The sequence below is a fragment of the Microlunatus sp. GCM10028923 genome (assembly GCF_042666975.1).
Taxonomy (GTDB): Bacteria; Actinomycetota; Actinomycetes; order Propionibacteriales; family Propionibacteriaceae; genus Microlunatus.
This window is the reverse complement of the sequence record NZ_JBHTFF010000007.1, coordinates 354373-380135: the sequence shown is the minus strand read 5'-3', so window position 1 is coordinate 380135 and position 25763 is coordinate 354373. Positions and strand designations below refer to the sequence as shown.

24 protein-coding genes and 1 tRNA gene are annotated in these 25763 nt (G+C 70.3%); 15 read left to right on the top strand and 10 right to left on the bottom strand.

Annotation, left to right across the window (positions count from 1 at the left end):
- Nucleotides 1-23: 23 nt before the first annotated feature.
- Complete coding sequence (locus ACFQU4_RS19630; protein WP_377494982.1) at nt 24-1589, bottom strand: UxaA family hydrolase; 1566 nt, start codon at nt 1587-1589, stop codon at nt 24-26.
- Between the two features lie 92 nt (nt 1590-1681).
- Here ACFQU4_RS19630 and ACFQU4_RS19625 point away from each other — a divergent pair, with 92 nt between their 5' ends.
- Nucleotides 1682-2458, top strand: coding sequence for a glucosamine-6-phosphate deaminase (locus ACFQU4_RS19625; RefSeq protein ID WP_377494980.1), 777 nt, complete (start codon nt 1682-1684; stop codon nt 2456-2458).
- Between the two features lie 11 nt (nt 2459-2469).
- Here ACFQU4_RS19625 and ACFQU4_RS19620 read toward each other — a convergent pair whose 3' ends face one another.
- On the bottom strand, nt 2470-3450 hold the full coding sequence (locus ACFQU4_RS19620; protein WP_377494978.1) for a LacI family DNA-binding transcriptional regulator: 981 nt from the start codon (nt 3448-3450) through the stop codon (nt 2470-2472).
- Nucleotides 3451-3607: 157 nt separating this feature from the next.
- Here ACFQU4_RS19620 and ACFQU4_RS19615 point away from each other — a divergent pair, with 157 nt between their 5' ends.
- The 7 genes from ACFQU4_RS19615 to ACFQU4_RS19585 all read left to right on the top strand — a co-directional run bounded on the left by ACFQU4_RS19615 (nt 3608) and on the right by ACFQU4_RS19585 (nt 14038).
- Nucleotides 3608-4894, top strand: a complete 1287-nt coding sequence (locus tag ACFQU4_RS19615) for a Gfo/Idh/MocA family protein (protein ID WP_377494976.1) — start codon at nt 3608-3610, stop codon at nt 4892-4894.
- 73 nt (nt 4895-4967) lie between these two features.
- Nucleotides 4968-6917 (top strand): ABC transporter substrate-binding protein, encoded by a 1950-nt coding sequence (locus ACFQU4_RS19610; protein ID WP_377494974.1) that lies wholly within the window; start codon nt 4968-4970, stop codon nt 6915-6917.
- Nucleotides 6917-7909 (top strand): ABC transporter permease, encoded by a 993-nt coding sequence (locus ACFQU4_RS19605; protein ID WP_377494972.1) that lies wholly within the window; start codon nt 6917-6919, stop codon nt 7907-7909. Before ACFQU4_RS19610 ends, ACFQU4_RS19605 begins: the two co-directional genes overlap by 1 nt.
- 2 nt (nt 7910-7911) lie before the next feature.
- Nucleotides 7912-9060 (top strand): ABC transporter permease, encoded by a 1149-nt coding sequence (locus ACFQU4_RS19600; protein WP_377494971.1) that lies wholly within the window; start codon nt 7912-7914, stop codon nt 9058-9060.
- Nucleotides 9061-10809, top strand: a complete 1749-nt coding sequence (locus tag ACFQU4_RS19595; RefSeq protein ID WP_377494970.1) for an ABC transporter ATP-binding protein — start codon at nt 9061-9063, stop codon at nt 10807-10809.
- Nucleotides 10806-12725 carry an alpha/beta hydrolase family protein gene (locus ACFQU4_RS19590; RefSeq protein ID WP_377494968.1) on the top strand — a complete coding sequence of 640 codons (1920 nt, stop codon included), beginning with the start codon at nt 10806-10808 and terminating at the stop codon, nt 12723-12725. Before ACFQU4_RS19595 ends, ACFQU4_RS19590 begins: the two co-directional genes overlap by 4 nt.
- Entirely contained in the window at nt 12722-14038 is a 1317-nt protein-coding gene (locus ACFQU4_RS19585; RefSeq protein WP_377494966.1) for a Gfo/Idh/MocA family protein, read from the top strand. Before ACFQU4_RS19590 ends, ACFQU4_RS19585 begins: the two co-directional genes overlap by 4 nt.
- A 68-nt stretch (nt 14039-14106) precedes the next feature.
- Here ACFQU4_RS19585 and mgrA read toward each other — a convergent pair whose 3' ends face one another.
- Nucleotides 14107-15168, bottom strand: a complete 1062-nt coding sequence (gene mgrA, locus ACFQU4_RS19580) for an L-glyceraldehyde 3-phosphate reductase (RefSeq protein ID WP_377494964.1) — start codon at nt 15166-15168, stop codon at nt 14107-14109.
- A gap of 45 nt (nt 15169-15213) precedes the next feature.
- Here mgrA and ACFQU4_RS19575 point away from each other — a divergent pair, with 45 nt between their 5' ends.
- On the top strand, nt 15214-15813 hold the full coding sequence (locus ACFQU4_RS19575) for a GNAT family N-acetyltransferase (RefSeq protein WP_377494962.1): 600 nt from the start codon (nt 15214-15216) through the stop codon (nt 15811-15813).
- Here ACFQU4_RS19575 and ACFQU4_RS19570 read toward each other — a convergent pair.
- Both ACFQU4_RS19570 and ACFQU4_RS19565 read right to left on the bottom strand, forming a co-directional pair.
- A complete protein-coding gene (locus ACFQU4_RS19570; RefSeq protein ID WP_377494960.1) occupies nt 15790-15912 on the bottom strand; it encodes a hypothetical protein in 123 nt (40 codons plus the stop codon). The two genes, ACFQU4_RS19575 and ACFQU4_RS19570, sit on opposite strands and share 24 nt — an antisense overlap.
- A complete protein-coding gene (locus ACFQU4_RS19565) occupies nt 15909-16754 on the bottom strand; it encodes an aldo/keto reductase (protein ID WP_377494958.1) in 846 nt (281 codons plus the stop codon). Before ACFQU4_RS19565 ends, ACFQU4_RS19570 begins: the two co-directional genes overlap by 4 nt.
- An 85-nt stretch (nt 16755-16839) precedes the next feature.
- Between ACFQU4_RS19565 and ACFQU4_RS19560 the strand changes: the two genes are divergently transcribed.
- A complete protein-coding gene (locus ACFQU4_RS19560) occupies nt 16840-17397 on the top strand; it encodes a TetR/AcrR family transcriptional regulator (RefSeq protein WP_377494956.1) in 558 nt (185 codons plus the stop codon).
- A 3-nt stretch (nt 17398-17400) separates the two neighbouring features.
- Here ACFQU4_RS19560 and ilvD read toward each other — a convergent pair whose 3' ends face one another.
- Nucleotides 17401-19236 carry a dihydroxy-acid dehydratase gene (gene ilvD / locus ACFQU4_RS19555; protein WP_377494954.1) on the bottom strand — a complete coding sequence of 612 codons (1836 nt, stop codon included), beginning with the start codon at nt 19234-19236 and terminating at the stop codon, nt 17401-17403.
- 76 nt (nt 19237-19312) lie between these two features.
- On the opposite strand from ilvD, the gene ACFQU4_RS19550 reads away from it, so the two are divergent.
- Nucleotides 19313-20149 carry a helix-turn-helix transcriptional regulator gene (locus ACFQU4_RS19550; protein ID WP_377494952.1) on the top strand — a complete coding sequence of 279 codons (837 nt, stop codon included), beginning with the start codon at nt 19313-19315 and terminating at the stop codon, nt 20147-20149.
- Nucleotides 20150-20153: 4 nt separating this feature from the next.
- Here the strand turns inward: ACFQU4_RS19550 and ACFQU4_RS19545 are convergent, their stop codons facing one another.
- Nucleotides 20154-20726, bottom strand: coding sequence for a TetR/AcrR family transcriptional regulator (locus tag ACFQU4_RS19545; protein ID WP_377494950.1), 573 nt, complete (start codon nt 20724-20726; stop codon nt 20154-20156).
- 61 nt (nt 20727-20787) lie between these two features.
- Here ACFQU4_RS19545 and ACFQU4_RS19540 point away from each other — a divergent pair, with 61 nt between their 5' ends.
- Nucleotides 20788-21774, top strand: a complete 987-nt coding sequence (locus ACFQU4_RS19540; protein ID WP_377494948.1) for a DMT family transporter — start codon at nt 20788-20790, stop codon at nt 21772-21774.
- Here ACFQU4_RS19540 and ACFQU4_RS19535 read toward each other — a convergent pair.
- Nucleotides 21744-21817: transfer RNA gene (locus ACFQU4_RS19535), tRNA-Leu, on the bottom strand. The two genes, ACFQU4_RS19540 and ACFQU4_RS19535, sit on opposite strands and share 31 nt — an antisense overlap.
- A 168-nt stretch (nt 21818-21985) precedes the next feature.
- Between ACFQU4_RS19535 and ACFQU4_RS19530 the strand changes: the two genes are divergently transcribed.
- The 3 genes from ACFQU4_RS19530 to ACFQU4_RS19520 are packed head-to-tail and all read left to right on the top strand — an operon-like array spanning nt 21986 to nt 25133.
- Nucleotides 21986-23128, top strand: coding sequence for a Gfo/Idh/MocA family protein (locus tag ACFQU4_RS19530; RefSeq protein WP_377494946.1), 1143 nt, complete (start codon nt 21986-21988; stop codon nt 23126-23128).
- Nucleotides 23125-24297 (top strand): dihydrodipicolinate synthase family protein, encoded by a 1173-nt coding sequence (locus ACFQU4_RS19525; protein ID WP_377494944.1) that lies wholly within the window; start codon nt 23125-23127, stop codon nt 24295-24297. Before ACFQU4_RS19530 ends, ACFQU4_RS19525 begins: the two co-directional genes overlap by 4 nt.
- The gene (locus tag ACFQU4_RS19520; protein ID WP_377494942.1) at nt 24294-25133 is read left to right on the top strand and encodes a sugar phosphate isomerase/epimerase family protein; all 840 of its coding nucleotides are present in this window, start codon (nt 24294-24296) and stop codon (nt 25131-25133) included. The genes ACFQU4_RS19525 and ACFQU4_RS19520 overlap by 4 nt, the downstream gene beginning before the upstream one ends.
- 19 nt (nt 25134-25152) lie before the next feature.
- Here ACFQU4_RS19520 and ACFQU4_RS19515 read toward each other — a convergent pair whose 3' ends face one another.
- The gene (locus tag ACFQU4_RS19515; RefSeq protein ID WP_377494940.1) at nt 25153-25533 is read right to left on the bottom strand and encodes a hypothetical protein; all 381 of its coding nucleotides are present in this window, start codon (nt 25531-25533) and stop codon (nt 25153-25155) included.
- Nucleotides 25530-25751: a type II toxin-antitoxin system HicA family toxin gene (locus ACFQU4_RS19510; protein WP_377494938.1), complete on the bottom strand. Its 222-nt coding sequence runs from the start codon at nt 25749-25751 to the stop codon at nt 25530-25532. The genes ACFQU4_RS19515 and ACFQU4_RS19510 overlap by 4 nt, the downstream gene beginning before the upstream one ends.
- Nucleotides 25752-25763 lie beyond the last annotated feature (12 nt).

The following is a 25763-nucleotide window of genomic DNA, read 5'->3' as shown; positions in this document are numbered from 1 at the left end:
CGCGTACGGGCGGGTGTCGAGGGCTAGGTGACGGCGCCGAGCTGCCAGGGCACGAACTCGTCCTGGCCGATGTCCAGCTCCTCGCTGGCGGTCTTGTGGCCGGACGCGACGGCGAGCAGGGTGTCGAAGATCGTCCGGCCGACCTCGGCCACGGACTCGGTGCCGTCCACGATGGTGCCGGCGTTGATGTCGATGTCGTCCGGCATCGAGCGGGCGAGTTCCGAGTTGGTGCCGATCTTGATGCTCGGTACGGGCTTGCAGCCGAAGACCGAGCCGCGGCCGGTGGTGAAGCAGACGATGTTCGCGCCACCGGCGACCAGGCCAGTGACCGAGACCGGGTCGTAGCCGGGCGTGTCCATGAAACCGAAGCCGGGCCGGTCGATCCGGTCGGCGTACTCGTACACGCCGGTGAGTTCCGCCCGCCCGCCCTTGGCGACGGCACCGAGCGACTTCTCCAGGATCGTGGTCAGCCCGCCGCGCTTGTTGCCGGGGGACGGGTTGTTGTCCAGGGTTCCGCCGACGGCGGCCACATACTCGCGCCACCAGTCGATCCGGTCCAGCAGCCGCCGGCCGACCTCGGGGGAGACGGCCCGCCGGGTGAGCAGGTGCTCGGCGCCGAAGATCTCCGGAGTCTCGGCCAGCACCGAGCGGCCGCCGAGACCGACCAGCAGGTCGGACGCCACGCCCAGGGCCGGGTTCGCGGTGATGCCGGAGTAGCCGTCGGACCCGCCGCAGTTCAGCCCGAGGATCAGTTCGCTCGCGTCGATCGGGGTCCGCTGCCAACGGTCCAGTTGGGGCAGCATCTCCTTGATCCGCCGGACGCCTTCGGTGATCGTGGCCCGGACGCCGCCGGACTCCTGGATCGTCATCCGCTCCACCAGCAGGTCGCTGGACAGCTCCAGCTCCGCGGTGATCAGGTCCAACTCCATCATCTCGCAGCCGAGCCCGAGGATCAGCAGGCCTGCGAAGTTCGGGTGCGCCGCGTAGCCGCGCAGGGTGCGCAGCAGGACACCGGCGCCCTCGGAGCCGTCGACCAGGCCGCAGCCGCTGTTGTGGGTCAGCGCCATCACGCCGTCGATCGCCGGATGATCATCGAGCACCGGTCCGCGGAACTGGTCGGCGATCAGCCGGGCCGCGGTGGCGGAGCAGTTCACCGAGGTGAGCACGCCGATGTAGTTGCGGGTGCCCACCCGGCCGTCGGCCCGCCGGTAGCCCTGGAAGGTGGGCCGATCACCGGCCGGCGGCTCCGGGGCGATCCGGGCGGTGGCGAACTCGTACTCCCGATGACCCGCCGACGAAGGAGGCACGTGATCGAACTCAGTGCCCATCCCGAGGTTGTGGGTATGGACATGATCACCGGCGGCGATGTCGCTCAGGGCGACGCCGATCGCCTGGCCGTACTTGATCACCGGCTGGCCCACGCCGACCGGGCGGACCGCGAGCTTGTGGCCGCGGGTCACCTCCGCGGCGGCGGTGACCGTACCGACTCCGGGCACGGTGACGTCCTGGCCGGCCGCAAGATCACCGAGTGAGACGGCGATGGAGTCGCCCGGGTCCAGGTGCAGCACGGCCGTCGTCCGTTCGGACATCGTCGGGGTTCCTCTCGAGCTGATGAATGGAGTTTCTGCAAGTATCTGCATATGCTGAATGCGCTTGCAAGGCCAAGACTAGAGGAGCTTCTGTGTCCCTGCCGACCACGACCATCATCGACCGGCTGACCGTCGAGGTCCATCCCGACGAGGCCGCCATGGGAAGCGCGGCCGCCGAACGCGCGGCGGAGGTGATCAACTCCGCGCTTTCCGAACGCGGCGCCGCCCGGGTCGTGATCGCGACCGGCAACTCCCAGTACGCCTTCACTGACGCCCTGGTCGGCCAGGACATCGACTGGTCCCGGGTGACCGTCTTCCACATGGACGAGTACGTCGGGATCGACGCCGACCACCCGGCCAGCTTCCAGCGCTGGATCAGGGAGCGGATCGAGGACAAGCTGAGCCCGGCCCGGGTGGAGTACATCCGCGGCCAGGGTGACGCCGCGGCCGAGGCCGATCGTTACGAGGCGCTGCTCCGCGAGGCCCCGCTCGACCTTGTCTGCATGGGAATCGGGGAGAACGGGCACCTCGCCTTCAACGAGCCGCACCAGGCCGACTTCGACGACGAGCGCTGGGTCCGGATCATCACGCTCACCGACGAGTCGCGCCGGCAGCAGGTCGGGGAGGGGCACTTCCCGGACTTCGACAGCGTCCCGGCGACAGCGATCTCGCTGACCGTTCCGGCCCTGCTCGCGGCCACCCGGGTCCAGATCTGTGCGCCCGAGTCGCGGAAGGCCGAGGCCGTCCAGGCCACCCTCACCGCGCCCATCTCGAACGCCTGCCCGGCCACCATCCTGCGCCGGACCGCGCACGCCACGCTGTTCCTCGAGCCGGCCTCCGCCGCCAAGTCCACCGACCTGCTCGGCTGAAGCAGAAGTACTCAGCGCGGGGCGGGCCCGGTGGAGCTGCGGACAACCAGGCGGGTCTCCAGGTTGACCACCTCGCCGGGCTCGGCCCCGTCGATCAGGGCGAGCAGGGCGTCGACGGCGGCGATACCGGCCTCGGAGCCGGGGACGTGGACCGTGGTCAGGGTCGGGTACGCCATCGCGGACATCGGGCTGTCGTCGACGCCGATCACGCTCACGTCCTCGCCGGTACGGATGCCGCGCTCGGTCAGCCGCGCGATCACACCGAGCGCGATCAGGTCGTCGTAGGCGATCACCGCGGTCGCCGCGCTGGCGTGCACCAGATCGGCGGCATGCACACCGGACTGCACCTGCGGCTCGAACGGGCCGAACTCGTGCAGGGTGATCGAATGGCGCCGACAGGCATGCTTGATCGCCTTCTGGCGCTGGGTGTTCGACCATGATCGACGCGGCCCGTTCAGGTACGCGATCGACCGGTGCCCGAGCGCCGCGAGATGATCAACGGCCTGGTCCATGCCGTCGGCCGAGTCGATGATCACGCTGGTGCCGCCGGGCACCTCGCGGTTCAGGAAGACGACCGGCTGCAGCGCGACGAGCTCAGACAGCTGATCCTGCGGTGTGCGCGGGGAAGCGATCAGCAGGCCGTCGGAGCGCTTCCGCATCACCCGGGCCCGTTGCAGCTCGTCGCCCGGCCGCTCGTCGATGTCGGCGATCAAGATCGTCTTGCCCTTGTCGTTGGCGCGCGCCTGGACCGACTTGATGATCGGCGGGAAGAACGGGTTCGCGATGTCCGGCACCAGCATGCCGATCAGGTCGGTCCGGCCGGCGGTCAGCGATCGCGCCGACTGGTTCGGGACGTAGCCCATATGCTGGGCGATCTTGAGCACCCGCTCCCGGGTGGCCGGGTTGACCTTGTCGGGGTCGGACAGTGCGCGCGACACCGTGGACCCGGACAGGCCCACCGCCGCGGCGACGTCCGCAAGCCTCACTGCCATCTGCGTTCCCTCCTGCGATCCGCCCATCCCCGGTGCTGCACAGTGCCAGTGTGCTGCACGGGGCCCTGATCCCGCGGTGTTTCGGTCGTGTTGCAAGCTTGGCAGAAATCGTACCTGACATTGCAGCAAGCGCTTGCAGCCTCTACGCTGGCCGATCATGGAACGGTCCATCGGTAGCACCGAAAGCGAATCCGCCTGGCTCCGGCTCGGCGTGATCGGGTACGGGAATCGAGGCGTGATCGCCGAGCGGGCGGCCGAACAGGACGGCCGGGCCGAGGTGACCGTCGTGATCGAACCGCACCCGGCCGGCCGGCGCCGCGCGGCCCGCGATTTCGACCCGGGCCGGACCCGGGTGATCGACTCGGTCGACCAGCTCGGCGAGGGTGAGGTCGACGCGGTCTTCGTGACCAGTCCTGATCATCTGCACGCCGAGCAGGCGATCGCGCTGCTGGAGCGGGGGGTCGCGGTCTTCGTCGACAAGCCGCTGGCGATCACGCTGCCGGACGCGGACCGGATCCTCGCCGCCGCCCATCGGACCGGCACCCGGCTCTACGTTGGGCACAACATGCGGCACATGCCGGTGATCAGGTTGCTCAAGTCGCTGATCGACGACGGGATGATCGGCGAGGTGAAGGCGGTCTGGTGCCGCTACTTCGTCGGTGACGGCGGCGACCGCTTCTTCAAGGACTGGCACGCCGACCGGAGCAAGGTCAACTCTTTGCTGCTGCAGAAGGCCTCTCACGATCTCGACGTGATCAACTGGCTGGCCGGCGGCTACCCGCGCCGGGTGGTCGGAACCGGCGGCCAGACCCTCTATGCCGGCATCCAGGACCGCCAGGACCGGTCCGACCAGCTGGTTACCGACTGGCTCTCCCGCAAGGACAACTGGCCGCCGCTGGCCCAGCGCGGGCTGAACCCGGTGATCGACGTCGAGGACCTGAGCATGGTCCAGCTGCAGCTCGACAACGGCGTGCTGGCCAGCTACCAGGAGTGCCATTACACGCCGGACTACTGGCGCAACTACACGGTGATCGGGACCGAGGGTCGGCTGGAGAACTTCGGGCTTGATCACTCGGGCGTGGTCCGGCTCTGGAACCGGCGCAGCGAATACCTGCCGAACGGTGACCGGGAGTTCCCGATCCCGAATGTCGAGGGCGGTCACCACGGTGCCGACCCGGCGCTGTTCCGCGAGTTCCTGGCCTTCGTCCGGACCGGTGCGCCCACCGAGACCTCGCCGGTCGCCGCCCGGCAGGCCGTCGCCGCGGCGGCGCTGGCGACCGAGTCGATGCGGGACGGCTCGACGCCCCGCGACGTGCCGGCCCTGCCGCCGGAGCTGCTGGCCTACTTCGACGGCGGCCAGGTTGCCGCCGCTGCTGCGGACCCGAATCATGTTGCAAAGAATGGGCTGCACTTGCAACAATCGTTTGCAGAGACCGACCATTGATCGCCGACGACGCCGTCCGCGCCGGTGATCTCACATCCCGCCCGGCCTCGCCGGTCCGGGTTCAGGAGGAATCATGATCACTGGAACTGCCCCTTCCCCGCTGGCCGGGCAGACCCGCCGCGGGTTCCTCGGCACCGCGGGGATTGCCCTGGGTGCGCTGGCGGCGGGCTGCACCCAGCGCGAGTCGCTGCCGCCGGCCGACGGCGGCGGCGCGGCGGCGCTGGAGTCGCCGGTGCTGGCCGAGCAGGTGAAGGCAGGGAAGCTGCCCGCCCTCGCCGAACGGCTGCCGAAGGTGCCCCAGGTCGTCCAGTTGGTGGCGGGCGAGGGCCAGTACGGCGGCACTCTGCACCGGGCCCAGACGGAGCCGACCGACAACGCCTCGATCACCGCGTTCGCCTCGGCCGGGCTGATCGAATGGAACTTCGAGGCGACCGGCCCGCAGCCGTCGCTCGCGGAGGAGTACACCCGCAGCGAGGACAACAAGGTCTTCACCTTCGTCCTCCGGGAGGGCCTCAAGTGGTCCGACGGTGAGCCGTTCGGCATCGACGACCTGCTCTTCGCCTTCGAGGACTGGCTCGGCAACTCCACCCTGATCCCGGCCGTCCCGGTCTGGTTCGCCGACGCCGATCTGAAGCTGCCCAAGATCACGAAGCAGGACGAGCGGACCCTGGTGATCACGTTCAGCCAGTCCTTCGCGCTGTTCGAGAAGTATCTCTGTCACCCCGGCGTGAGCATCCAGCTGCTGAAGCCGAAGCACTACCTGCAGAAGTTCCACGCCAAGTACGCCAAGCAGGGCGAGCTCGAGGCGGCCACGAAGAAGGCCGGCTTCGACTCCTGGGACCAGTACTTCGTCGACCGTGCCGATCTGTGGTCCAACCCGGACCTGCCGGTGCTGGGTGCCTACAAGCTGACCTCGGCGGCCGGCTCGGGCGGCACCGCCTCGCTGGAGCGGAATCCGTACTACCACAAGACCGATCCGGCCGGCCGTCAGCTGCCGTACATCGACAAGCTGCAGGTGCAGGTGCTCGACCAGGCGGCGCTCGACCTGCGCGCGTCCAACGGTGATCTTGACTTCCAGGGTCACTTCCTCGGCTACAACACGACCCAGGTCTACCTGCAGAACGCCGAGAGCAAAGGCTTCCGGGTCCTGCGCTGGAAGCCGACGGCGAGCCTGCTGGCGCTGGCGCCGAACCTGTCCCACGCCGACCCGGTCTGGCGGGAACTCTTTGCCAGCAAGGATTTCCGGTTCGCGCTGTCCCACGCCATCGACCGGGACGAGATCAACCAGGCGCTGCTCGGCGGGCTCGGCATCATCCGCCAGCCGGTGTCCACCGACGGCAGCCCGTACGGCATCGAGGGCGGCGGCACGACGGCGCTCGAGTACGACAAGGACAAGGCCGAGCAGTTGCTTGACGGTCTCGGCCTGAAGCGCGACGGAGAACTGCGCAGCTACCAGGGCAAGAAGCTGGAGTTCACCCTCACCTACCTGGACAGCAACTTCGAGATCCCGCGGGCGGACGCGTTCAACCTGGTCCGCAAGCACTGGGCGGCGATCGGGGTCAAGATCAATCTGCGCCCGGTCGACGACACGCTCTACGCGCAGCTGCGGATGTCGAACGACTTCGACATCGACGGGACGACGACCCCGGAGGACGACTGGGACCTGGAGCCGGTCTGGTTCATCCCGATCTCGCCGAACAGCCACACCGCCCCCGGCTACGGGGTTTGGTACAGCACCGGCGGCAAGGACGGCATCGAGCCGACGCAGGAGTTCAAGCAGTTGTTCAGCACCTGGGAGCGGCTCCGCGCCGCGGAGTCGGACGAGGACCGGATCGCGGCCGGCAAGGCGATCACCCAGCAGCACCACGACAACCTGTACGTGATCGGCCTGATGAATCTCCCGTTCAAGCCGGTGATCGTGAACAGTTCGATCAAGGGCGTGCGCGAGGACGAGCCGAAGCTCTCCTTCTACTACGGCCGGGAGGGCATCACCAAGCCCGAGCAGCTCTCCTTCACCGACTGATGCTGCGCTTCATCGGCCTGCGCATCCTGCACGCGATCCCGACCCTGATCGCGATCTCGATCGTCGCGTTCTTCATCATCCAGCTGCCGCCCGGCGACTTCCTGACCACCCAGATCCAGGCCCTGGAGGCGCAGGGGGAGAGCCTCGACCCCGCCTTCGTCGATGCCCTCCGGGCCCGCTACGGGATCGGTGACCCGTTCTGGGTGCAGTACTGGAAGTGGATCAGTGGCGCCGTCTTCTACGGCGACTTCGGCCTGTCCTTCCAGTTCCAGCGGCCGGTGGCGGATCTGATCATGGAGCGGCTGCCGCTGACGTTGATCTTGGGCGTGGCGACGCTGCTGGTCACCTGGTTGATCGCCTTGCCGGCCGGGATCTACTCGGCGATCAAGCAGCGCAAGGCGCCCGACTACGTGATCTCCGGGATCGGCTTCGTCGCGCTGGCGACGCCGAACTTCCTGGCCGCGCTGCTGCTGGCGTTCATCGGCTTCCACTTCTTCGGCCAGAGCGTCGGCGGACTGTTCTCGCCGGAGTACGTCGACGCACCGTGGTCGCTCGGCAAGGTCGGCGACCTGCTGGCCCACCTGTGGATCCCGGTGGTGGTGCTGGCCCTGGCCGGCACCGCCGGGATCATCCGGACGATGCGGGCCAACCTGCTCGACGAACTGCACAAGCCGTACGTGACGACGGCCCGGGCCAAGGGGTTGCCGGAGTCGACGGTGATCGGCCGCTACCCGGTCCGGATCTCGCTCAACCCGTTCGTCTCCACCGCCGGCTGGCACCTGCCGCAGCTGTTCGACGGCGAGGTGATCGTCGCCGTCGTGCTGTCCCTCGGCACGGTCGGGCCGCTGCTGCTCGGCGCCCTCAAGTCGCAGGACATGTATCTGGCCGGCGGCATCATCCTCATCGTGGCGGTGCTGACCGTGATCGGCACCCTGTTGTCCGACATCCTGCTCGCCGTGGTCGATCCGCGCGTCCGGTTCGGGAAGGCGTGATCATGAGCAGCACTGAACCGACGACCCTCGAGGATCCCGTGACCGGGCTCGCGGACGAGACCGGACGGACCGCCGATCAGGTGGAGACCGCCTCCCAGTGGCGCCTGATCTGGTGGCGGTTCCGCAAGCACCGGCTGGCGATGACCGGGGCGGTGGTCCTGATCATCCTGTACCTGGTCGCGATCCTCGCCGGCTTCTTCGCCCCGTACGCGAGCAGTACCACCACCGCGACCAGCGCCTACCAGCCGCCGCAGCTGCCGAGCTTCTCGCCGGCGGACGGCTTCTACGTCCATCCCAGCGTCGGCCGGACCGACCTGCAGACGCTGCAGCGGGTGTTCGACGTCGACACCAGCCGCAAGATCAAACTCGGTTTCTTCGTGCAGGGCGACGAATACCGGATCCTGGGCGTGATCCCGGGCGACCGGCACCTGTTCGGCCCCGTCGACGGCGGCCAGGGCTGGTACCCACTGGGCGCCGACCGGACCGGCGCCGACCTGTTGTCCAAGATCATCTACGGTTCCCAGGTGTCCCTGTCGATCGGCCTGATCGGGGTCGCCGTCTCGCTGCTGCTCGGGTTGCTGCTCGGCGGGGTCTCCGGCTACTTCGGCGGTTGGGTCGACACGATCATCCAGCGAGTGATCGAGTTCCTGATGTCGGTGCCGACGCTGCCGCTGTGGCTCGGGCTGGCGGCGGCGATCCCGCCGGGGATGGGTCCGGTGCAGACGTACCTGTTGATCACCGTGATCCTGTCCCTGTTCGGCTGGACCAGCCTGGCCCGGGTGATCCGGGGCCGGTTCCTGCAGACCCGCGACGAGGACTACGTGCTGGCCGCGAAACTGGACGGCGTGAAGACGCACCGGATCATCGCCCGGCACATGCTGCCGTCGTTCACCTCGCACGTGATCGCGACGGTGAGCCTGGCCATCCCGGCGATGATCCTGGCCGAGACCTCGCTGTCGTTCCTCGGTCTCGGCCTCCGCGCGCCGGCCGTTTCCTGGGGCGTGCTGCTGCAGGACGCGCAGAGTGTGCAGGCCGTGGCGACCACGCCGTGGCTGATGTTTCCGGGCCTGGCGGTGATCCTGGCCGTGGTCGCGTTCAACTTCGTCGGCGACGGACTCCGGGACAGCGCCGATCCGTACGGGGAGAGCTGAATGAACGACTTGATGCTCCAGGTTCGTGATCTTCGGACCTCGTTCTTCACCGACCGCGGCGAGGTGCGAGCGGTGGACGGGGTGAGCTTCGACGTCCCGCGCGGCAGCACGGTCTGCGTGGTCGGCGAGTCCGGCTCCGGCAAGACCGCGATGGCGCGCTCGGTGCTGCAGGTGGTGGACCGGCCGGGCCGGGTGGTGTCCGGCTCGATCGGCTACCGGGCCGAGCCGGACTCGGCGCCGGTCGACCTGGCCGGGATGGACCCGCGCGGCAAGGCGATCCGCGGCATCCGCGGCAAGGAGATCTCGATGATCTTCCAGGAGCCGATGTCGTCGCTCAGCCCGGTGCACACGGTCGGCCGCCAGATCATCGAGCTGCTGACCGAGCACGAGGGCCTGAAGCGGCGCGATCCGGCGGCCCGGGAACGGGTGATCGACGCGCTCCGCGGGGTCGGCATCCCGCGTGCCGAGGAACGGATCGACGCCTACACCTTCCAGCTGTCCGGCGGCATGCGGCAGCGGGCCATGATCGCGATGGCGTTGATCACCAACCCGCGACTGGTGATCGCCGACGAGCCGACGACGGCGCTCGACGTGACCACGCAGGCGCAGATCCTCGACCTGCTGGCCGAGCTCAAGGAGTCCGCCGGACTGTCCCTGATGTTCATCACGCACGATCTCGGCGTGGTGGCGGAGATCGCCGACAGCGTGGTCGTGATGCGGCACGGCAAGGTCGTCGAGACCGGCCCGGTGGACCAGATCTTCCACGATCCGCAGCACGACTACACCAAGGAACTGCTGTCGTCGCTGCCGCAGCGCGGCGAGCGCGGCAACGGGCGCGCGGTGATCACTCCGCGCCGGGCGCCGTCCGCCGACGCCGGTGAACGTCCGCCGCTGCTGGAGGTCGATCAACTCTCGATGGCGTTCACCACCTCGTCCGGCCGCCGCCTCGGGCCGCGCCGGAAGACCGTGGTGAAGGCGGTCGACGGTGTCTCCTTCCAGGTACGGCCGGGCCAGACGCTCGGCATCGTGGGGGAGTCCGGCTGCGGCAAGACCACGCTGGGCCGAACCCTGCTGCGCGCCTACCGGCCAAGTTCCGGCGCGATCCGCTACCGGGCCGAACCCGACGCGGCGGCTGTTGATCTTGCCGGGCTGCGGGAGCGGGAGCTGCTGCCGTACCGCCGCCAGCTGCGGATGATCTTCCAGGATCCGTACTCGTCACTGAATCCGCGGATGACCGTCCAGCAGGTCGTGGCGGAGCCGTTGCACGCCGGGGGAGAAACCCGGCGCGAGGTGCTGCGGGACCGTGCGGCCGAGGCGCTGCGCCGGGTCGGGCTGCGGCCGGACATGCTGAACCGCTACCCGCATGCGTTCTCCGGCGGCGAGCGGCAGCGGATCGGGATCGCCCGCGCGTTGATCACCGGACCCAAGCTGGTGGTCGCCGACGAGGCGGTGTCCGCCCTCGACGTGTCGGTCCGGACCCAGGTGCTGGAGCTGCTGGCCGAGCTGCAGCACGAGCTCGGGCTGACCTACGTCTTCGTCTCGCACGACCTGTCCGTGGTGGAGCGGGTCTGTGACGAGGTGGCGGTGATGTACTTCGGCAAGATCGTCGAGCACGGGCCGGCGTCGGCGATCTTCGACGACCCGCAGCACGACTACACCAAGGCGCTGTTGTCGGCGGTGCCGATCGCCGACCCGGACGAGCGCGGCACCCGGCAGCGGATCGAGTACCGGCCGGAGCCGGTCGGATGATCACCGACCCGCTGGCGGCCGCGCTGCGCGGGCTCGGCGGCTACCTGGACGCCGGGGCCCAGTGGCGCGATCACGTGTTCCGGCGTACGGAGAGCGAACTGCGCCGCTGGCACGCGGTGAACGACCGACTCGCCACCCCGGCCGACGTAGCGGCCCGGCAGCAGGACATCCGGGCCGCGGCGGCGGACCTGCTCGGCGCCCGGGTGCCGGCCGACCCGCCGGCGGCCCGCACGACGGGGGTGGTCCGGACCTCGGCGTACCGGATCGAGAAGTTGATCATCGAAGCCGGCCCCGGGCGCGGCATCACCGCGAACCTCTACCGGCCCGAACGGCTGGACGGCCCGGCCGGCGCGGTGCTGGTCCTGTGCGGCCACGCCGCGGAGAGCAAGGCCTATCCGCAGTACCAGGCGGTGGCCGCCCGGCTGGCCCGGAACGGCCTGGTGGCGTTGGTGGTCGACCCGTTCGGGCAGGGTGAACGCCGGCAGTTCCCGGACCGGCCCGACCTGGCCCAGCCGACCGCCGACCACCTGCGGTCCGGAACCGAGTGCTGGTGGGCGGGCCGGTCCAGCGGCCGCTACTTCGTCCGGGACGCGATGCGTGCCGTCGACTTCCTGGCCGCCCGCCCGGAGGTCGATCCGGCCCGGATCGGCGTCACCGGCAACTCCGGCGGCGGCACCCAGACCGCGCTGCTGATGATGATCGACGACCGGATCGCGGCCGCCGCCCCGGCGACCTTTCTGACCAGCCGCGGCCACTATCTGCGGACCGGACAGGCGCAGGATCCCGAGCAGGTGATCATCGGCGGCACCGCGGCCGGTCTTGATCATGAGGACGCGCTGATCGCGATGGCGCCGCGGCCGGTGCTGGTGCTCGCGGCCGACTACGACTTCTTCCCGATCGAGGGGACCGTCGCGTCCGTGCAGCGGGCCGGCCGGGCCTACCGGATCCTGGGTGCCGAGGACCGGCTGCGGCTGCACCGGACCCGCGGCGGCCACGCCTACCATCCGGAGCTGGCCCAGGCCGCGTGTGCCTTCTTCGTCGAGCACCTGGGCGGTGATCGGGACCGGCCGCTCGACGAGACCGAGCCGGAGCCGCTCGATCCGGCCGAGCTGGCCTGCACCAGGACCGGGCAGTTGATCACGGACGGCGAGTTCACCGCGACGATCGCCGACCTGAGTCGGGTCGATTCGGAGCGGGTCGGGGTCGCGGAGCCGGTCCCGGACCGGCTGGCCTGGCTGGCCGGGCAGGTCGAGGCCGGCCGCGATCCGGCCGCGGATCCGTACCCACGCTGGTTTCCGGCGACCGACCACGACCTCGGCGGTACGGCGGCGCGGGTCCGCCCGGTCTACTGGTGGTCGGAGCGCGACCTGGTCAACGCCGCGCTGTTGATCACCCCGGCCGACCGGCCGTACCGCTCGCTGACCTTGGCCCTGTTCCCGGACGGCACCGCCGAGGCGGACCGGCACCGGGACCGGTTCGCGGCCCTGATCGACGAGGACCGGGCGATCCTGGTGCTGGACGTCCGCGGCGTCGGCGCGCTCGCACCGCATCCGCTCGGGTCCAGGTTCCCGGACCCGGAGTCGGGCACCCGCTACCGGCTGACCTGCGACCTGCTCTGGCTCGGCGACAGCCCGGCCGCCGGCCAGACCTACGACGTCCGGCGCTGTCTGGAACTGATCGCCCGCGACCCGGAACTCGATCATGGTGACCGGCCGCTGGACCTGTGCGGCGTCGGCTCGGCGTCCCTGCTCGGCGCCCTGGTGGCCCAGCTCGACCCGGCGCGGTTCCGTACGGTCACCCTGAGCGGCCTGACCGCGGCGACCGACCCGGCCGAGTGGCGGACCGTGCTGCCCGGCTTCAGCACTGTCTTCGACCCGCCCTGGGTGATCGACCCCACCAACAAGGAGCATCCGTGACCGACCATCCCCGCTACGCCCTCTGCGGGTTGTCCAACCGGGCCATCGGCACCTTCGTCGGCGCCCTGCTCGACGCCGGGGTACCGGGCCGGCCGGACGTCGACCGTGCCCCCGGCGCGCTGGTCGCCATCCTCGACGCCGACCGGGACCGGGTCGGCCAGTTCCTCGCGCAGCAAGAGAATCCGGGCATCGCGGCGTACGGCCCGGACGAGTTCGACCGGATGATCACCGAGGCCCGGCCGGACCGGGTGATCATCGCGACGCCCGACCACAGTCATGCCGGGTACGCGCTGACGGCGCTGGCCCACGGGCTGGACGTGATCATGGAGAAACCGATGACCGCGACGGCCGCCGACGCGGCCCGGCTGCTCGCCGCCGAACAGGAGAGTGCCGGCTCGGTCACGGTCACCCACAACGTGCGCTACACGCCGCGACTGCAGCAGGTGAAGCGGTTGATCATGGACGGCGCCATCGGCCGGGTGCTCGGCGCCACCCTGGACTACCACGTGGACACCCGGCACGGGGCCAGCTACTTCCTGCGCTGGAACCGGACCCGGGCCGCCTCCGGCGGGCTGTCCGTGCACAAGAGCTGCCACCATCTCGACCTGATCGACTGGCTGGTCGACGACCTGCCGGCCACCGTCTTCGCCCGCGGCGGTCGCGCCTTCTACGGACCGGACAGCCCGCACCGGCCGCGGGACGAGCACGGCGCGCCGCTGACCGGCGACCGGTTGCGCGCCGCGGATCCGTACCAGCGGGCGCAGCAGGGCAGCGGGACCTTCCCCGACGATGATCATGGCCGGACCGGGCTGGCCGGGCTGAGCTACCCGGTGCAGTACCCGGACGGGCGCCCGTTCACCCTGTACGACGACGAGATCGACATCGAAGATCACTACACGGCCATGATCGGCTACCGGGGCGGCGCGACGCTGGCGTACACGATCGACTTCTCGTCACCCTGGGAGGGCTACCGGCTCGGCGTCACCGGCAGCCACGGCCGGATCGAGCTGGACTACGGCCATGATCGCGACGGCAGCCCGCGTCCCGGCACCGACCAGGTGATCGTCGACCCGCTGTTCGGCGAGCGACAGTGGCTCGAGGCCGCCGCCACCCAGGGCGGCCACGACGGCGCCGACGCGATCATGCGGCGGGACCTGTTCGTCGGCCCGACCGAGGAGTCCCGCCGGCTCGGCCTGGCCGCCACCACCGAGCAGGCCGCCTACGCCGTCGCCGCCGGCGAGGCGATCTGGCGCTCCGCCCGGACCGGCTCGGTGATCAACGTCACCGACCTGCTCAGCCCACACGTTCCCTGAGCAAGGCGGAAGGGCCAAGCCGGAGGTGGCCTTGCCCTTCGACAGGCTCAGGGAGCGTTGTGGCTTGGCTATTCCGTCCGCGGCCCGGCGTTGACCTCGCCGGCCCGGGCGGACCGCCACAGGTCGACTCCGCCGTCGGCCGCGTACTCGTCGATCGCCTCGAGCTCCTCGGCGGACAGCTCCAGGTTGTCCAGGACCGCGACGTTCTCGTCCAGCTGCTCGACCGACGAGGCGCCGATCACCAGCGAGGTGACCCGCGGGTCGCGCAGCGCCCAGGCCAGGGCGAGCTGGGCCAGCGTCTGGCCGCGCCGGCCGGCAAGATCATTGAGCCCGTTCAGCCGGCGCAGCATCTCGTCGGACAGCCAGTCCGGGTCGAAGGACTTCCCTTGCGTGGCACGAGAATCGGCCGGGACCCCGTTCAGGTAGCGGCCGGTCAGCAGACCCTGCGCCAGGGCGGTGAAGCCGATCACGCCGAAGCCGAGTTCGCCGGCCGCGTCCAGCAGACCCTCGGTCTCGATCCAGCGGTTCAGCATCGAGTAGGACGGCTGGTGGATCAGCAGCGGCGTGCCGAGTTCGTTCAAGATCGCGACCGCCTGCCGGGAGCGTTCCGCGTCGTAGGACGAGATCCCGACGTAGAGCGCCTTGCCCTGCCGGACCGCGGTGTCCAACGCGGTCATCGTCTCCTCCAGCGGCGTGGTCGAGTCCAGCCGGTGCGAGTAGAAGATGTCGACGTAGTCCAGGCCCATCCGGCGCAGCGACTGGTCGAGCGACGCGAGGACGTACTTGCGGGACCCGCCGCCCTGTCCGTACGGGCCCGGCCACATGTCCCAGCCGGCCTTGGTGGAGATGATCAACTCGTCCCGGTACGGGGCGAAGTCCTCCCGCATCAGCCGGCCGAAGTTGATCTCCGCGGAGCCGTAGGGAGGCCCGTAGTTGTTCGCCAGATCATGGTGCGTGATGCCGAGGTCGAAGGCCCGCCGGGCGATCGCTCGCTGCACCTCGAACGGACGGTCGTCGCCGAAGTTGTGCCAGTAGCCGAGCGACAGCAGCGGCAGATCGAGCCCGGACCGCCCGGTGCGTCGGTACTGCATCGTTCCGTCGTAGCGATCCGGCGCGGCGACGTAGTTCATGGCGGTGACCCTTTCGGTCGGGGGAGTCAGCCTTAAGCTACCCCGGTGACCGATCCGCCCCCGCACCTGACCGGCGCCGACGTCGGCGTCCTCACCACGGAGCGGCTCCGGCTCCGGCTGCTGACTCCGGATGATCTTGATGCGGTGCACGGCTACCTGTCCCGCCCGGACGTCTGCCGCTATCTGCTGCACGAGCCGCGCACCCGGGAGCAGGTCGCGGAGCGGCTGGCCGAGGTGGCCGGCCGGAACGCGCTCCGGGACACCGGGGACACGGTCCGGCTGGCCGTGGTCCGCACCGAGAACGAGTTGGTCCTGGGCCAGATCGTCATCGTGGTCGAGCAGGCCGGGCAGTCCTGCGTCGAGCTCGGCTGGATCTTCCATCCCGATCACGGCGGGCGCGGGTACGCCACCGAGGCGGCCCGGGCGGCGCTGGCGTATGCCTTCGAGACGCTGACCGCGCACCGGGTCACCGCCTCGCTGCATCCCGACAACGAGCCCTCGGCGCGACTCTGCCGGCGGCTCGGCATGCGGCAGGAGGCCCACCACGTGGACAACTGGTGGATCCCGGACCGCGGGCAGTGGGAGGACACCGCCGTGTTCGCGATCCTGCGCCGGGACTGGTCAGGCCTCGGTCAGTCGGAGTAGCGCGACACCGCCGATGATCAAGGCGAGCGCAAGGCCGCGGACCACGGTGATCGGCTCGCCGGCGATCAGCAGGGCGGTCCAGGCGACGGTCATGATCATTCCCCTTCGGTGAGCGCGCGGCGCAGCCGGTCGTCCAGCACGACGTCGATGGCGGCGAGGTTCTCGGCCAGGTGGCCGGCGGAAGTGGTGCCCGGAATCACGGCCAGGTTCGGGCTCCGGTCGAGCAGCCAGGCCAGGGCGAGGGTCGCCGGAGCGAGCCCGGCCTCGCCGGCCAGCCGCCGCAGCGGGCCGTCGGTCCGGAGCAGGGTGCCGTTCTCCAGCGGCCGGTACGCGAGGTAGGGGATCAACGCCTCGGCCGCTCTGGCCAGCACCGGATCCGGCTCCGCGGCGCCGAACCGGGCCTGGTTCTCGATCGACGCGATCGGCGTCAGCCGCACCGCCTGGTCCAGCTGCTCGAGCGTGACGTGGGAGATCCCGATCTCCTTGATCAAACCCTGCCGGTGGAATTCGATCATGGTGCCGATCGCCTCCGGGAACGGGGTCGGACCGTCCGGCAGGTAGCGGAAGTGGACCAGCGACAGGCAGTCCAGCCGCAGGTCGCGGAGGTTCTGTTCCACCTGCGTGCGCAGGGATTCCGGCGAGGTGTCCGGCCGGAAGGCGCCGTCCGGAGTCCGGGCCGCGCCGATCTTGGTCGCGATCACCAGCTCCTCCGGGTACGGCCACAGGGCACGGGCGACCAGCCGGTTGGCAACGCTCGGACCGTAGTAGCCGGCCGTGTCGATCAGCCCGACTCCGGAGTCGACGGCCGTGCGCAGCAACGCCACCAGGTCGGCCGGACGGTCCGGCTCGCCGAGCGCGTTCGGGCCGGTCAGCCGCATCGTGCCGTAGCCGACCCGGCCGACCGGACGTCCGGCGAGGGCGATCGTCGTGGGGTGGATCATCGTGCGCTCCTCGAGATTAAGTGGACATCATGTCCATTTAGCACGATAGCGCATCCGGACAAGGTGTCCGGATAAGGTGGCGGCTGTGAGTAGGCCCGAGCGGGCGGACGCCGCCGCCAATCGGCAGCGGATCCTGCGCGCGGCCGAGCAGCTGTTCGCCGAACGCGGAGCCGAGCTGACGATGGGGGAGCTGGCCGCGGCGGCCGGGGTGGGGCGCGGGACCCTGTACCGGCGCTATCCCGACCTCGGGGCGGTGGCCACCGCATTGCTCGATGATCATGAACGCACGCTGCAGGAGGGTCTGCTGTCCGGGCCGCCGCCGCTCGGCCCCGGCGCCGGGCCCCGGCAGCGGCTCGCCGCCTTCTACGGCGCGATGGTGGACCTGCTCGAGCAGCACCTGCCGCTGGTGCTCGGTGCGGAGGTCGGCGCGGCGCGCTTCCGTACCGGCGCCTATGGGTTCTGGCGGACGTTCGTGGCCAGCCTGCTCCGCGAGTCCGGGATCCGCGACGACGCCCTGATCGACGCGCTGCTGGCGCCGCTCGCGCCCGAGGTTTACCGGTTCCAGCGGGAGGAGCGCGGCCGCAGCCCGGCCCAGATCAAGCGGGCCCTGCGCCGCCTCGCCGAGGTGCTGCCGGAACCATGATCATCACACGTCGCGGACCGCACCGCGATCGGCCGAGGTGACCGTCGCCGCGTAGCCGCGCAGGGCTGCGGACACCACCCGGTCCCGCTCGACCGGACGATAGCCACCGGAGCTCTCGAGCTCGTCCCGCCGGCGGGCCAGCTCCTGCTCCGGCACGTCGAGCGTGATCAGCCGGCCCGGCAGATCGATCATGATCACGTCGCCGTCGCGGACCAGTGCGATCGGCCCACCGGCGGCAGCCTCCGGCGACACGTGCCCGATCGACAGCCCGGAACTGCCGCCGGAGAACCGGCCGTCCGTGATCAGTGCGCATGACGTGGCCAGCCCGCGTCCCTTCAGGTACGCGGTCGGGAAGAGCATCTCCTGCATCCCGGGCCCGCCGCGCGGTCCCTCGTACCGGACGATGATCACGTCGCCGGCCGTGATCCGGCCGGACAGGATCGCCTCGACCGCGGCCTCCTGCGACTCCACGACGACCGCCGGCCCGGTGAAGGTCCACAGCGGCTCCGGCACCCCGGCCGTCTTGATCACGGCGCCGTCGGGTGCCAGGTTGCCGGTCAGCACGGCCAGCCCGCCGTCCTGCGTGTACGCATGCGCACGATCCCGGATGCAACCGGCCGCCGGATCGAGGTCGAGTTCCGGCCAGCGCTTCGACTGCGACCCCGCCACCGCCGAGCGGGCCCGGCCCGGCGCCGCCCGGAACAGCTCGACGGCCTCAGGCGTTGGTGCCGGGCCGCGCACGTCCCAGGCCGCCAGCCAGGAACCAAGATCATCGGAGTGCACGCTGCGCACGTCGCGCCGGAGCAGTCCGGCCCGGTCCAGTTCGCCGAGCAGGGCCGGTACGCCGCCCGCCCGGTGCACGTCCTCGATCAGGTACGGACCGTTCGGCGCCACCTTGCACAGGCACGGCACCCGCCGGGACAGCGCGTCGATGTCGGCCTGCCCGAAGTCAAGCCCGGCCTCGTGCGCGGCGGCGAGCAGGTGCAGCACCGTGTTGGTGGAGCCGCCCATCGCCAGGTCGAGACTCATCGCGTTCTCGAAGGCCGCCGCGGAGGCGATCCGGCGCGGCAGCACCGAGTCGTCGTCCTTGTCGTAGTAGTGCCGGGCCAGCTCGACGACGGTCGCGCCCGCGCTCTCGTACAGCTTCCGGCGGTCGGTGTGGGTGGCCAGCGTGGTCCCGTTGCCGGGCAGGGCCAGGCCGAGCGCCTCGGTCAGGCAGTTCATCGAGTTGGCCGTGAACATGCCGGAGCAGGAGCCGCAGGTCGGGCAGGCCTGCTCCTCGAGCCGGGCAAGATCATCGTCGGAGACGGCGTCGGCGGCCGAGTCGGCGATCACGGTGATCAGGTTCAGCCCGTCCCGCTCGGTGCCGTCGGCCAGGGTGGCCGAGCCGCCCTCCATCGGCCCGCCGGAGACGAACACGGTCGGGATGTTCAGCCGCAGCGCCGCCATCAGCATGCCCGGTGTGATCTTGTCGCAGTTGGAGATACAGACCAGGGCGTCGGCCCGGTGCGCCTCGACCACGTACTCGATCGAATCGGCGATCAGGTCCCGCGACGGCAACGAGTAGAGCATCCCGGCATGGCCCATGGCGATGCCGTCGTCGACGGCGATCGTGTTGAACTCGCGCGGGATCCCGCCCGCCGCGGCGATCGCGTCGCTGACGATCCGGCCGACCGGCTGCAGGTGGGTGTGGCCGGGAACGAACTCGACGAAGCTGTTGGCCACCGCGATGATCGGCTTGCCGAAGTCGGAGGCGGCGACCCCGGCTGCCCGGAGCAGGGCCCGGGCGCCGGCCATCGTACGGCCGCGGGTCACGGTGTCGGAGCGAAGTGCTGGCATGCTCCCATTGCCCCACCCGGCGGGCCGAAGGAGAAGACGGCGCCGCTGCTAGCAGTCTCGGTGATACCTTCCGCGCATGGAGAGGGCCGGTGATCGACGGCAGGAATTGGCCGCCCTGCTCCGGCACCGGCGGGCCCAGGTGGTGCGGGCTGATCATGGTCTGCCGGACGCCGGTCGCGGCGGCCCGATCGGGCTGCGCCGGGAAGAGGTCGCGTTCCTGGCCGGGGTCAGCATCACCTGGTACACCTGGCTGGAGCAGGGCCGGGAGATCAACCCGTCGCGGCAGGTGATCGACGCGATCGCGGCGACGTTGCGGCTGTCCGCCGTCGAGCACGGGTACGTCCTGACGCTGGCCGGCCTCACGCCCGATCCGCCGGACCCCGAGACCGTCCCGGCCGAGCTGCCGAGCCATCTGCAGCGGCTGCTGGACGCCCAGCTGCCGGCGCCCGCCTTCGCGCTGGCGCCGGACTGGACGATCGTCGGCTGGAACCGGGCCTACCTGGTGCTCTATCCCGACGTCGACCGGCTGCCGGCCGATGATCGCAATCTGCTGGTGTTGATCTTCACCGACGAGCGGGTACGGCAGATGCTGCCGGACTGGCTGACGACCAGCCGGCAGTTCCTCGCCGAGTACCGCGCCGAGCACGGAGCCCAGTTCGGCCAGCCTGCCCAGGCCGCGCTGATCGCCCGGCTGCGCCAGGAGAGCCCGGACTTCGCGGCCGCCTGGGACCAGCACGAGGTCGGCCGGTTCGAGACCCGGGAACGCCGGTTCCAGCCGCCGGGCGTGGGCGAGTTGATCTTCGAGCAGCACCGGCTCGTTCCCGCGGACGCCCCTGGTCTGCAGTTGGTGATCTATCTCCCGCGCCCCGGCAGCGACACCGCCGCCCGGCTCGGCGCCACCCTGCCGAACTGAGTGACTAGCTGCCGGCCAGCCGGTCCAGCGCGACGTCGCGGGCGGCGGCGAACGCGTTCTTGATCACGCCGATCCCGGTCGCCACCAGCGCGCCCTCGTGCAGCAACATCAACTCCGCGCCGACCCGCTCCGGATCGCTCACGCCGGCGTCCGCCGCCAGGTCCCGGAGGAAGCCGTGCATCCACCGCTTCTGGTCGATGATCACGGAGTAGGCCGGGTGTGCCGGGTCACTGATCTCCGCGTAGGCGTTGATCATGCTGCAGCCCTTGCCGCCGCGTTCGTCGTGCCAGTCCGCCGAGGCGTCGAACAGAGTGGCCAGCCGCGTTGCCGGATCCGTGCCGGCCGCGTCCAGTCGCGCATCGAGCACGAGCCGCCACTCGCGGTCGCGTTCGGTCAGGTAGGTGACCACCAGCCGGTCCTTGGACCCGAACCGGTCGTACAGCGTCTTCTTGGTCACGCCCGCCCGCTCAGCGATCGCCTCGACGCCGACCGCGTGGATGCCCTCGGCGTAGAAGAGCTCGGAGGCCGCGCGCAGAATCGCCCGCGCCTTGGGGGTCCAGTCGATCGCCTCGATCATGATGCCGATATTACACCGACCGGTATAGCCAAACTATACCGATCGGTATAGCGTGGCGATCGTGACTATACCGATCGGTTTACCGGCGCGTGGCTCGTTGCTGACCGCCGGGTTGGGCCTGACCTTCGTGCTGTGCTGGTCGTCCGGGTTCATCGGGGCCAAATTCGGCGGTGCCGACGCCTCGGTGTTCACGCTGCTGCTGTGGCGCTTCCTGCCGCTGGGGTTGATCGTGGCTCCGCTGCTGCTGGCCCTGACCCGGTCCGCCGCCCGGCCCGCTCCTGGTGAGTACCTGCGGCAGGTCGTGGTCGGGCTGCTGTCCCAGTCGAGCTACGTCCTCACGGCCTATGCCGCCATTGCGCTCGGGGTCAGCACCGGAACGACCGCCCTGGTCGACGGGTTGCAGCCCCTGGTCATCGCGGCCCTGGCGGGCCCGATCCTCGGCGTCGTGGTCGGCCGCCGCCAGTGGCTGGGCCTGCTGGTCGGCCTGGCCGGCGTGGTCGTGGTCGCGGTCGCCGATGCGGGCGATCCGAGCACTACGGCGCCGAGCTGGGCCTATCTCATTCCGTTCGCGGGGATGCTCTGCATGGTCGCGGCCACCTTCGTCGACCGGCGGGCCGAGCGGTCGATGCCGCCGCTCCGCGCGCTGGCGATCCACCTGATGGCCTCGGCGGTCGTGTTCGCCGTGCTGGCCGTGGCGACCGGAACGGTGGTGCCGCCGGCGTCGGTGCGCTTCTGGCTCGCTGTCGGCTGGCTGATCGTGCTGCCGACCTTCGGCGGCTACGCCCTGTACTGGCTGCTGTTGCGGCGGATCGGCGTGACGCGGGTGAATGCTCTGATGTTCCTGGTGCCGCCGGTGACCACGGGCTGGGGTGTCGCCCTGTACGGCGAGCCCTTCACCGTGTTCACCGGCGTCGGGTTGCTGCTCACCGTGGTTGCGACCGGGCTGGTCAACCTGCGCCGGGAGCCCGCTGCGGGCTCACCGCCTCGTCCGCTTGAGGCGGCGGGCTGTGCCCCGAGTGCCCCCGATGGGATTCGAACCCATACTTGAGCGGGTTTAAGCCGCGTGCCTCTGCCGATTGGGCTACGGGGGCCGATCGCACGACCCACGCTGGCGTGCCGAACCATTCTGCCTGACCTTACGGCCGTTCCGGTCCTGGCCGGAAGCGGTTTGTGCTTCCGGTGCGGGAATCGGACTTGCGTGACCCGATTTTGCGCCACTAGGATGGTAAGCGTTTTCCAACTCGAACGATGAGGACGCCATGCCGACGCGCAGCTACACAGTGATCATGAACGGGGTGACCGGCCGGATGGGCTACCGGCAGCACCTGCTCCGCTCCATCCTCGCCCTCCGCGACGAGGGCGGGGTCGCGTTGCCGAACGGCGACCGGATCACCGTCGAGCCCGTACTCGTCGGCCGGAACAGCGAAAAGCTCGCGCGGATGGCTCAAGATCACGGCATCGAGCGCTACACGACCGACCTCGACGAGGCGCTGGCCGATCCCGAGGCGACGATCTACTTCGACGCCCAGGTGACCAGCGAGCGGGTGAAGTCGATCTTGAAGGCGGTCCAGGCCGGCAAGCACATCTACACCGAGAAGCCGATCGCCGAGAGTGTGGCCGAGGGTGAGGAACTGGCCCGCGCCGCCGCGTCCGCCGGAGTGATCAACGGCGTCGTGCACGACAAGCTCTACCTGCCGGGCCTGCTCAAGCTGAAGCGCTTGATCGACTCCGGCTTCTTCGGCCGGATCCTTTCGGTACGGGGCGAGTTCGGCTACTGGGTCTTCGAGGGCGACCTGATCCCCGCCCAGCGGCCCAGCTGGAACTACCGCGCCGAGGACGGTGGCGGCATGGTGCTGGACATGTTCTGCCACTGGAACTACGTGCTGGAGAACCTCTTCGGCAGCGTCCAGTCGGTGCTGGCCAAGGCGGTCACCCACATCGACCAGCGCTGGGACGAGCAGGGCAAGCCGTACCAGGCCACGGCCGACGACGCCGCGTACGCGATCTTCGAACTGGACGGCGGCATCATCGCGCAGGTCAACTCCTCCTGGGCGGTCCGGGTCGACCGCAAGGAACTGGTCGAGTTCCAGGTCGACGGCACCGAGGGTTCGGCCGTCGCCGGCCTGTTCGGCTGCCGTGTCCAGCACCGCACCCAGACCCCCAAGCCGGTCTGGAATCCCGACGAGCCGACCGACCAGGACTTCCGGTCCCAGTGGCACCAGATCCCGGACAACGACGAGTTCGGCAACGGGTTCCGGGCCCAGTGGGAAGAGTTCTTGATCAACGTCGACGCCGGCCAGCCGCACCGGTACGACTTCGCCGCCGGAGTGCGCGGGCTGCGGCTCGCCGACGCCGGCTACGCCTCCTCGCGCGAGGGCCGGCGGATCGAGCTCGGGTCATGACCCTGCTGAAGGGATCCGCGGTCGCGGTGCCGCTGGCCGACGGGAGCTGGCGGGAGCTGACGCTGCGGGCGCCGGGGGAGTGGGTTGATCATCCGGAGCCGTACCGGAGCCGGGTCGCGTTCGCCGCGGCGCACGTGATCGCCGACCCGCGCGGCGAGAACGTACCGGGGGCTCCGGCGGCCGTCGACTGGGACGCGACGCTGGGGTTCCGCCGGCATCTCTTCCGGTACGGGCTCGGCGTCGCGGAGGCGATGGACACCGCGCAGCGCAACATGGGCATCGACTGGCCCGCGGTCCAGGAGTTGATCACCCGCAGTGCCGCCCAGGCCCGCGAGCTGGGAGCCCGGATCGCCTCCGGGGCGGGCACGGACCACAAGGACGAGCTGACCACGCTGGCCGAGGTGACCGACGCCTACGCGGAACAGATCGCGTTCGTCGAGGGCGCCGGGTCACAGGTGATCATCATGGCCTCGCGGCACCTGGCCAAGATCGCGGCCTCGGCCGAGGACTACCGGCAGGTGTACGACAGCCTGCTCGGCCAGGTGACCGAGCCGGTCATCCTGCACTGGCTGGGGGAGGCGTTCGACCCGAACCTGCGCGGCTACTGGGGATCTACCGACGTCCCGACCGCCACCGCCACCTTCCTGGAGTTGATCAAGGACCACGCGGCCAAGATCGACGGCGTGAAGGTGTCGCTGTTGTCGGCCGACCACGAGAAGGGTCTGCGGGCCGCGCTGCCCGAGGGGGTCCGGCTCTACACCGGCGACGACTTCAACTACCCCGAGTTGATCAAGGGCGACGGCGAGCACCACTCGGACGCGCTGCTCGGCGCGTTCGCCGCGATCGCGCCGGCGGCCTCGGCGGCCCTGGCCGCGCTCGACCGCGATGATCATGACGGGTACGACCAGGCGATGGCGCCGACCCTCGAGCTGAGCCGGCACATCTTCGCCGCGCCCACCTTCTACTACAAGACCGGCATCGCGTTCACCGCCTGGCTGTCCGGGCTGCAGGACGGGTTCACCATGATCGGTGGGCTCCAGTCGGCCCGGTCGCCGATCCACCTGGGCCGGATCTTCGAGCTGGCCAACGAGGCCGGGCTGCTGCCCGACCCCGAACTCGCCGCGCACCGGCTGGCGCTGGTGCTCGAGACCGCCGGGGTCCGCCGGTGACGGGCGACCGGCTGAGCCGGCTCTCGCTGAACCAGCGCACCGTCGCCAACGCGACCCTGGCCGAGGCGATCGAGGCCTGCCGGTCCGCCGGCCTGACCTCGATCGGCGTCTGGCGCGAGCCGGTCGCCGAGGTCGGGCTGGACCGTGCCGCGGAGTTGATCAAGGAATCCGGGCTGCGGGTGTCGTCGCTGTGCCGGGGCGGCTTCTTCACCGCGTCTGCACCGGAAGCCGTGGAACAGGCCCACCTGGACAACCGGGCCGCCATCGACGAGGCCGCCCGGCTCGGCGCGGCGACGCTCTGCCTGGTGCCCGGCGGGCTGCCGGCCGGCGATCGTGATCTGGCCGGTGCCCGGGCCCGCGTGGTCGAGGCGATCGAGCGGCTGGTCCCGTACGCGAGCGAACGCGGGGTCCGGCTCGGGATCGAGCCGATGAATCCCATCTACGCGGCCGACCGCGGCGTGATCTCCACCCTCGGCCAGGCCCTCGACATCGCCGACCGCTTCCCGGCCGAACACGTCGGCGTCATCGTCGACACCTTCCACCTGTGGTGGGAGCCGGGCGTCGAGGAGCAGATCGCGCGCGCCGCCGACCGGATCGTCAGCTACCAGATCTCGGACTGGATCACCCCGCTGCCGCCGGACACCCTGCTCGCCCGCGGCATGATGGGCGACGGCCACATCGACTTCGCCTCGTTCACCCGCGCCGTCGCCGCGGCGGGCTACCAGGGCGACGTGGAGGTCGAGATCTTCAACGCCGACCTCTGGGCCCAGCCGTACCAGCAGGTGGTGGACACCCTCAGCGAGCGCTACCTGCAGTTGGTGCAGCCGCACCTCTGATGCGCGCGAGCCGGTGTGGTCAGCTCACGAGCTGGTGCACGCGCTGATAGGAGACGCCGAGGATCTCGCCTGCGTCGCGCAGCGGGACCTCGGCGTCGACAAGTTCCTGGGCGACCCGGCGGCTCTCCTCGACCGCGTCGGCCTCGAGCCTGGCGGCTTCGGCCTTCTCGGCGCGGATCTTGTCGACCCTGCCCTGAAGGTCAGCCACGCCGGGGATGTCGAACCGAAGCTCCACGGCGACCTCGGACATCCTCACGTCGAGAGTGACGGCGACCAGTTCGCGGGCCATCCGTTCGATCTCGCTGAATCGCCGCGCCTGGGTGAGACCGCTGATCTCGGGAATCTTGATCATCCACCAGCGTCCGTCGCGGCTGATCTCCGCGATGTGGGCGGTCGTCACGTCTTCTCCTCTCGCCGGCGGCGTTCCGATTCGGTGATCGCTTGGTCGATCTTGCGAACGACGCCGGGACTGATCGTCCGGTGACCGTCCGGGACCGACACACCGACGTCCGTGTCGGGGTTCCTCCACCAGCTGTGGCTGCCTTCGCCTCGGATCCGGACGAAGCCGGCGCCCGTGAGTCGCTTGATCACCACTCGGGTCGGAAGCTCCTTGCCCATCTTAGTTCCAGT

What these genes read in the sequence shown, in the direction of transcription:
- ACFQU4_RS19530 (WP_377494946.1), top strand. Translation starts at nt 21,986, where the DNA reads ATGCCGACGCGCAGCTACACAGTGATCATGAACGGGGTGACCGGCCGG.
- ACFQU4_RS19605 (WP_377494972.1), top strand. Translation starts at nt 6,917, where the DNA reads ATGCTGCGCTTCATCGGCCTGCGCATCCTGCACGCGATCCCGACCCTG.
- ACFQU4_RS19590 (WP_377494968.1), top strand. Translation starts at nt 10,806, where the DNA reads ATGATCACCGACCCGCTGGCGGCCGCGCTGCGCGGGCTCGGCGGCTAC.
- ACFQU4_RS19595 (WP_377494970.1), top strand. Translation starts at nt 9,061, where the DNA reads ATGAACGACTTGATGCTCCAGGTTCGTGATCTTCGGACCTCGTTCTTC.
- mgrA (WP_377494964.1), bottom strand. Translation starts at nt 15,168, where the DNA reads ATGAACTACGTCGCCGCGCCGGATCGCTACGACGGAACGATGCAGTAC.
- ACFQU4_RS19550 (WP_377494952.1), top strand. Translation starts at nt 19,313, where the DNA reads ATGGAGAGGGCCGGTGATCGACGGCAGGAATTGGCCGCCCTGCTCCGG.
- ACFQU4_RS19510 (WP_377494938.1), bottom strand. Translation starts at nt 25,751, where the DNA reads ATGGGCAAGGAGCTTCCGACCCGAGTGGTGATCAAGCGACTCACGGGC.
- ACFQU4_RS19610 (WP_377494974.1), top strand. Translation starts at nt 4,968, where the DNA reads ATGATCACTGGAACTGCCCCTTCCCCGCTGGCCGGGCAGACCCGCCGC.
- ACFQU4_RS19570 (WP_377494960.1), bottom strand. Translation starts at nt 15,912, where the DNA reads ATGATCATGACCGTCGCCTGGACCGCCCTGCTGATCGCCGGCGAGCCG.
- ACFQU4_RS19525 (WP_377494944.1), top strand. Translation starts at nt 23,125, where the DNA reads ATGACCCTGCTGAAGGGATCCGCGGTCGCGGTGCCGCTGGCCGACGGG.
- ACFQU4_RS19620 (WP_377494978.1), bottom strand. Translation starts at nt 3,450, where the DNA reads ATGGCAGTGAGGCTTGCGGACGTCGCCGCGGCGGTGGGCCTGTCCGGG.
- ACFQU4_RS19630 (WP_377494982.1), bottom strand. Translation starts at nt 1,589, where the DNA reads ATGTCCGAACGGACGACGGCCGTGCTGCACCTGGACCCGGGCGACTCC.
- ACFQU4_RS19545 (WP_377494950.1), bottom strand. Translation starts at nt 20,726, where the DNA reads ATGATCGAGGCGATCGACTGGACCCCCAAGGCGCGGGCGATTCTGCGC.
- ACFQU4_RS19615 (WP_377494976.1), top strand. Translation starts at nt 3,608, where the DNA reads ATGGAACGGTCCATCGGTAGCACCGAAAGCGAATCCGCCTGGCTCCGG.
- ACFQU4_RS19600 (WP_377494971.1), top strand. Translation starts at nt 7,912, where the DNA reads ATGAGCAGCACTGAACCGACGACCCTCGAGGATCCCGTGACCGGGCTC.
- ACFQU4_RS19565 (WP_377494958.1), bottom strand. Translation starts at nt 16,754, where the DNA reads ATGATCCACCCCACGACGATCGCCCTCGCCGGACGTCCGGTCGGCCGG.
- ilvD (WP_377494954.1), bottom strand. Translation starts at nt 19,236, where the DNA reads ATGCCAGCACTTCGCTCCGACACCGTGACCCGCGGCCGTACGATGGCC.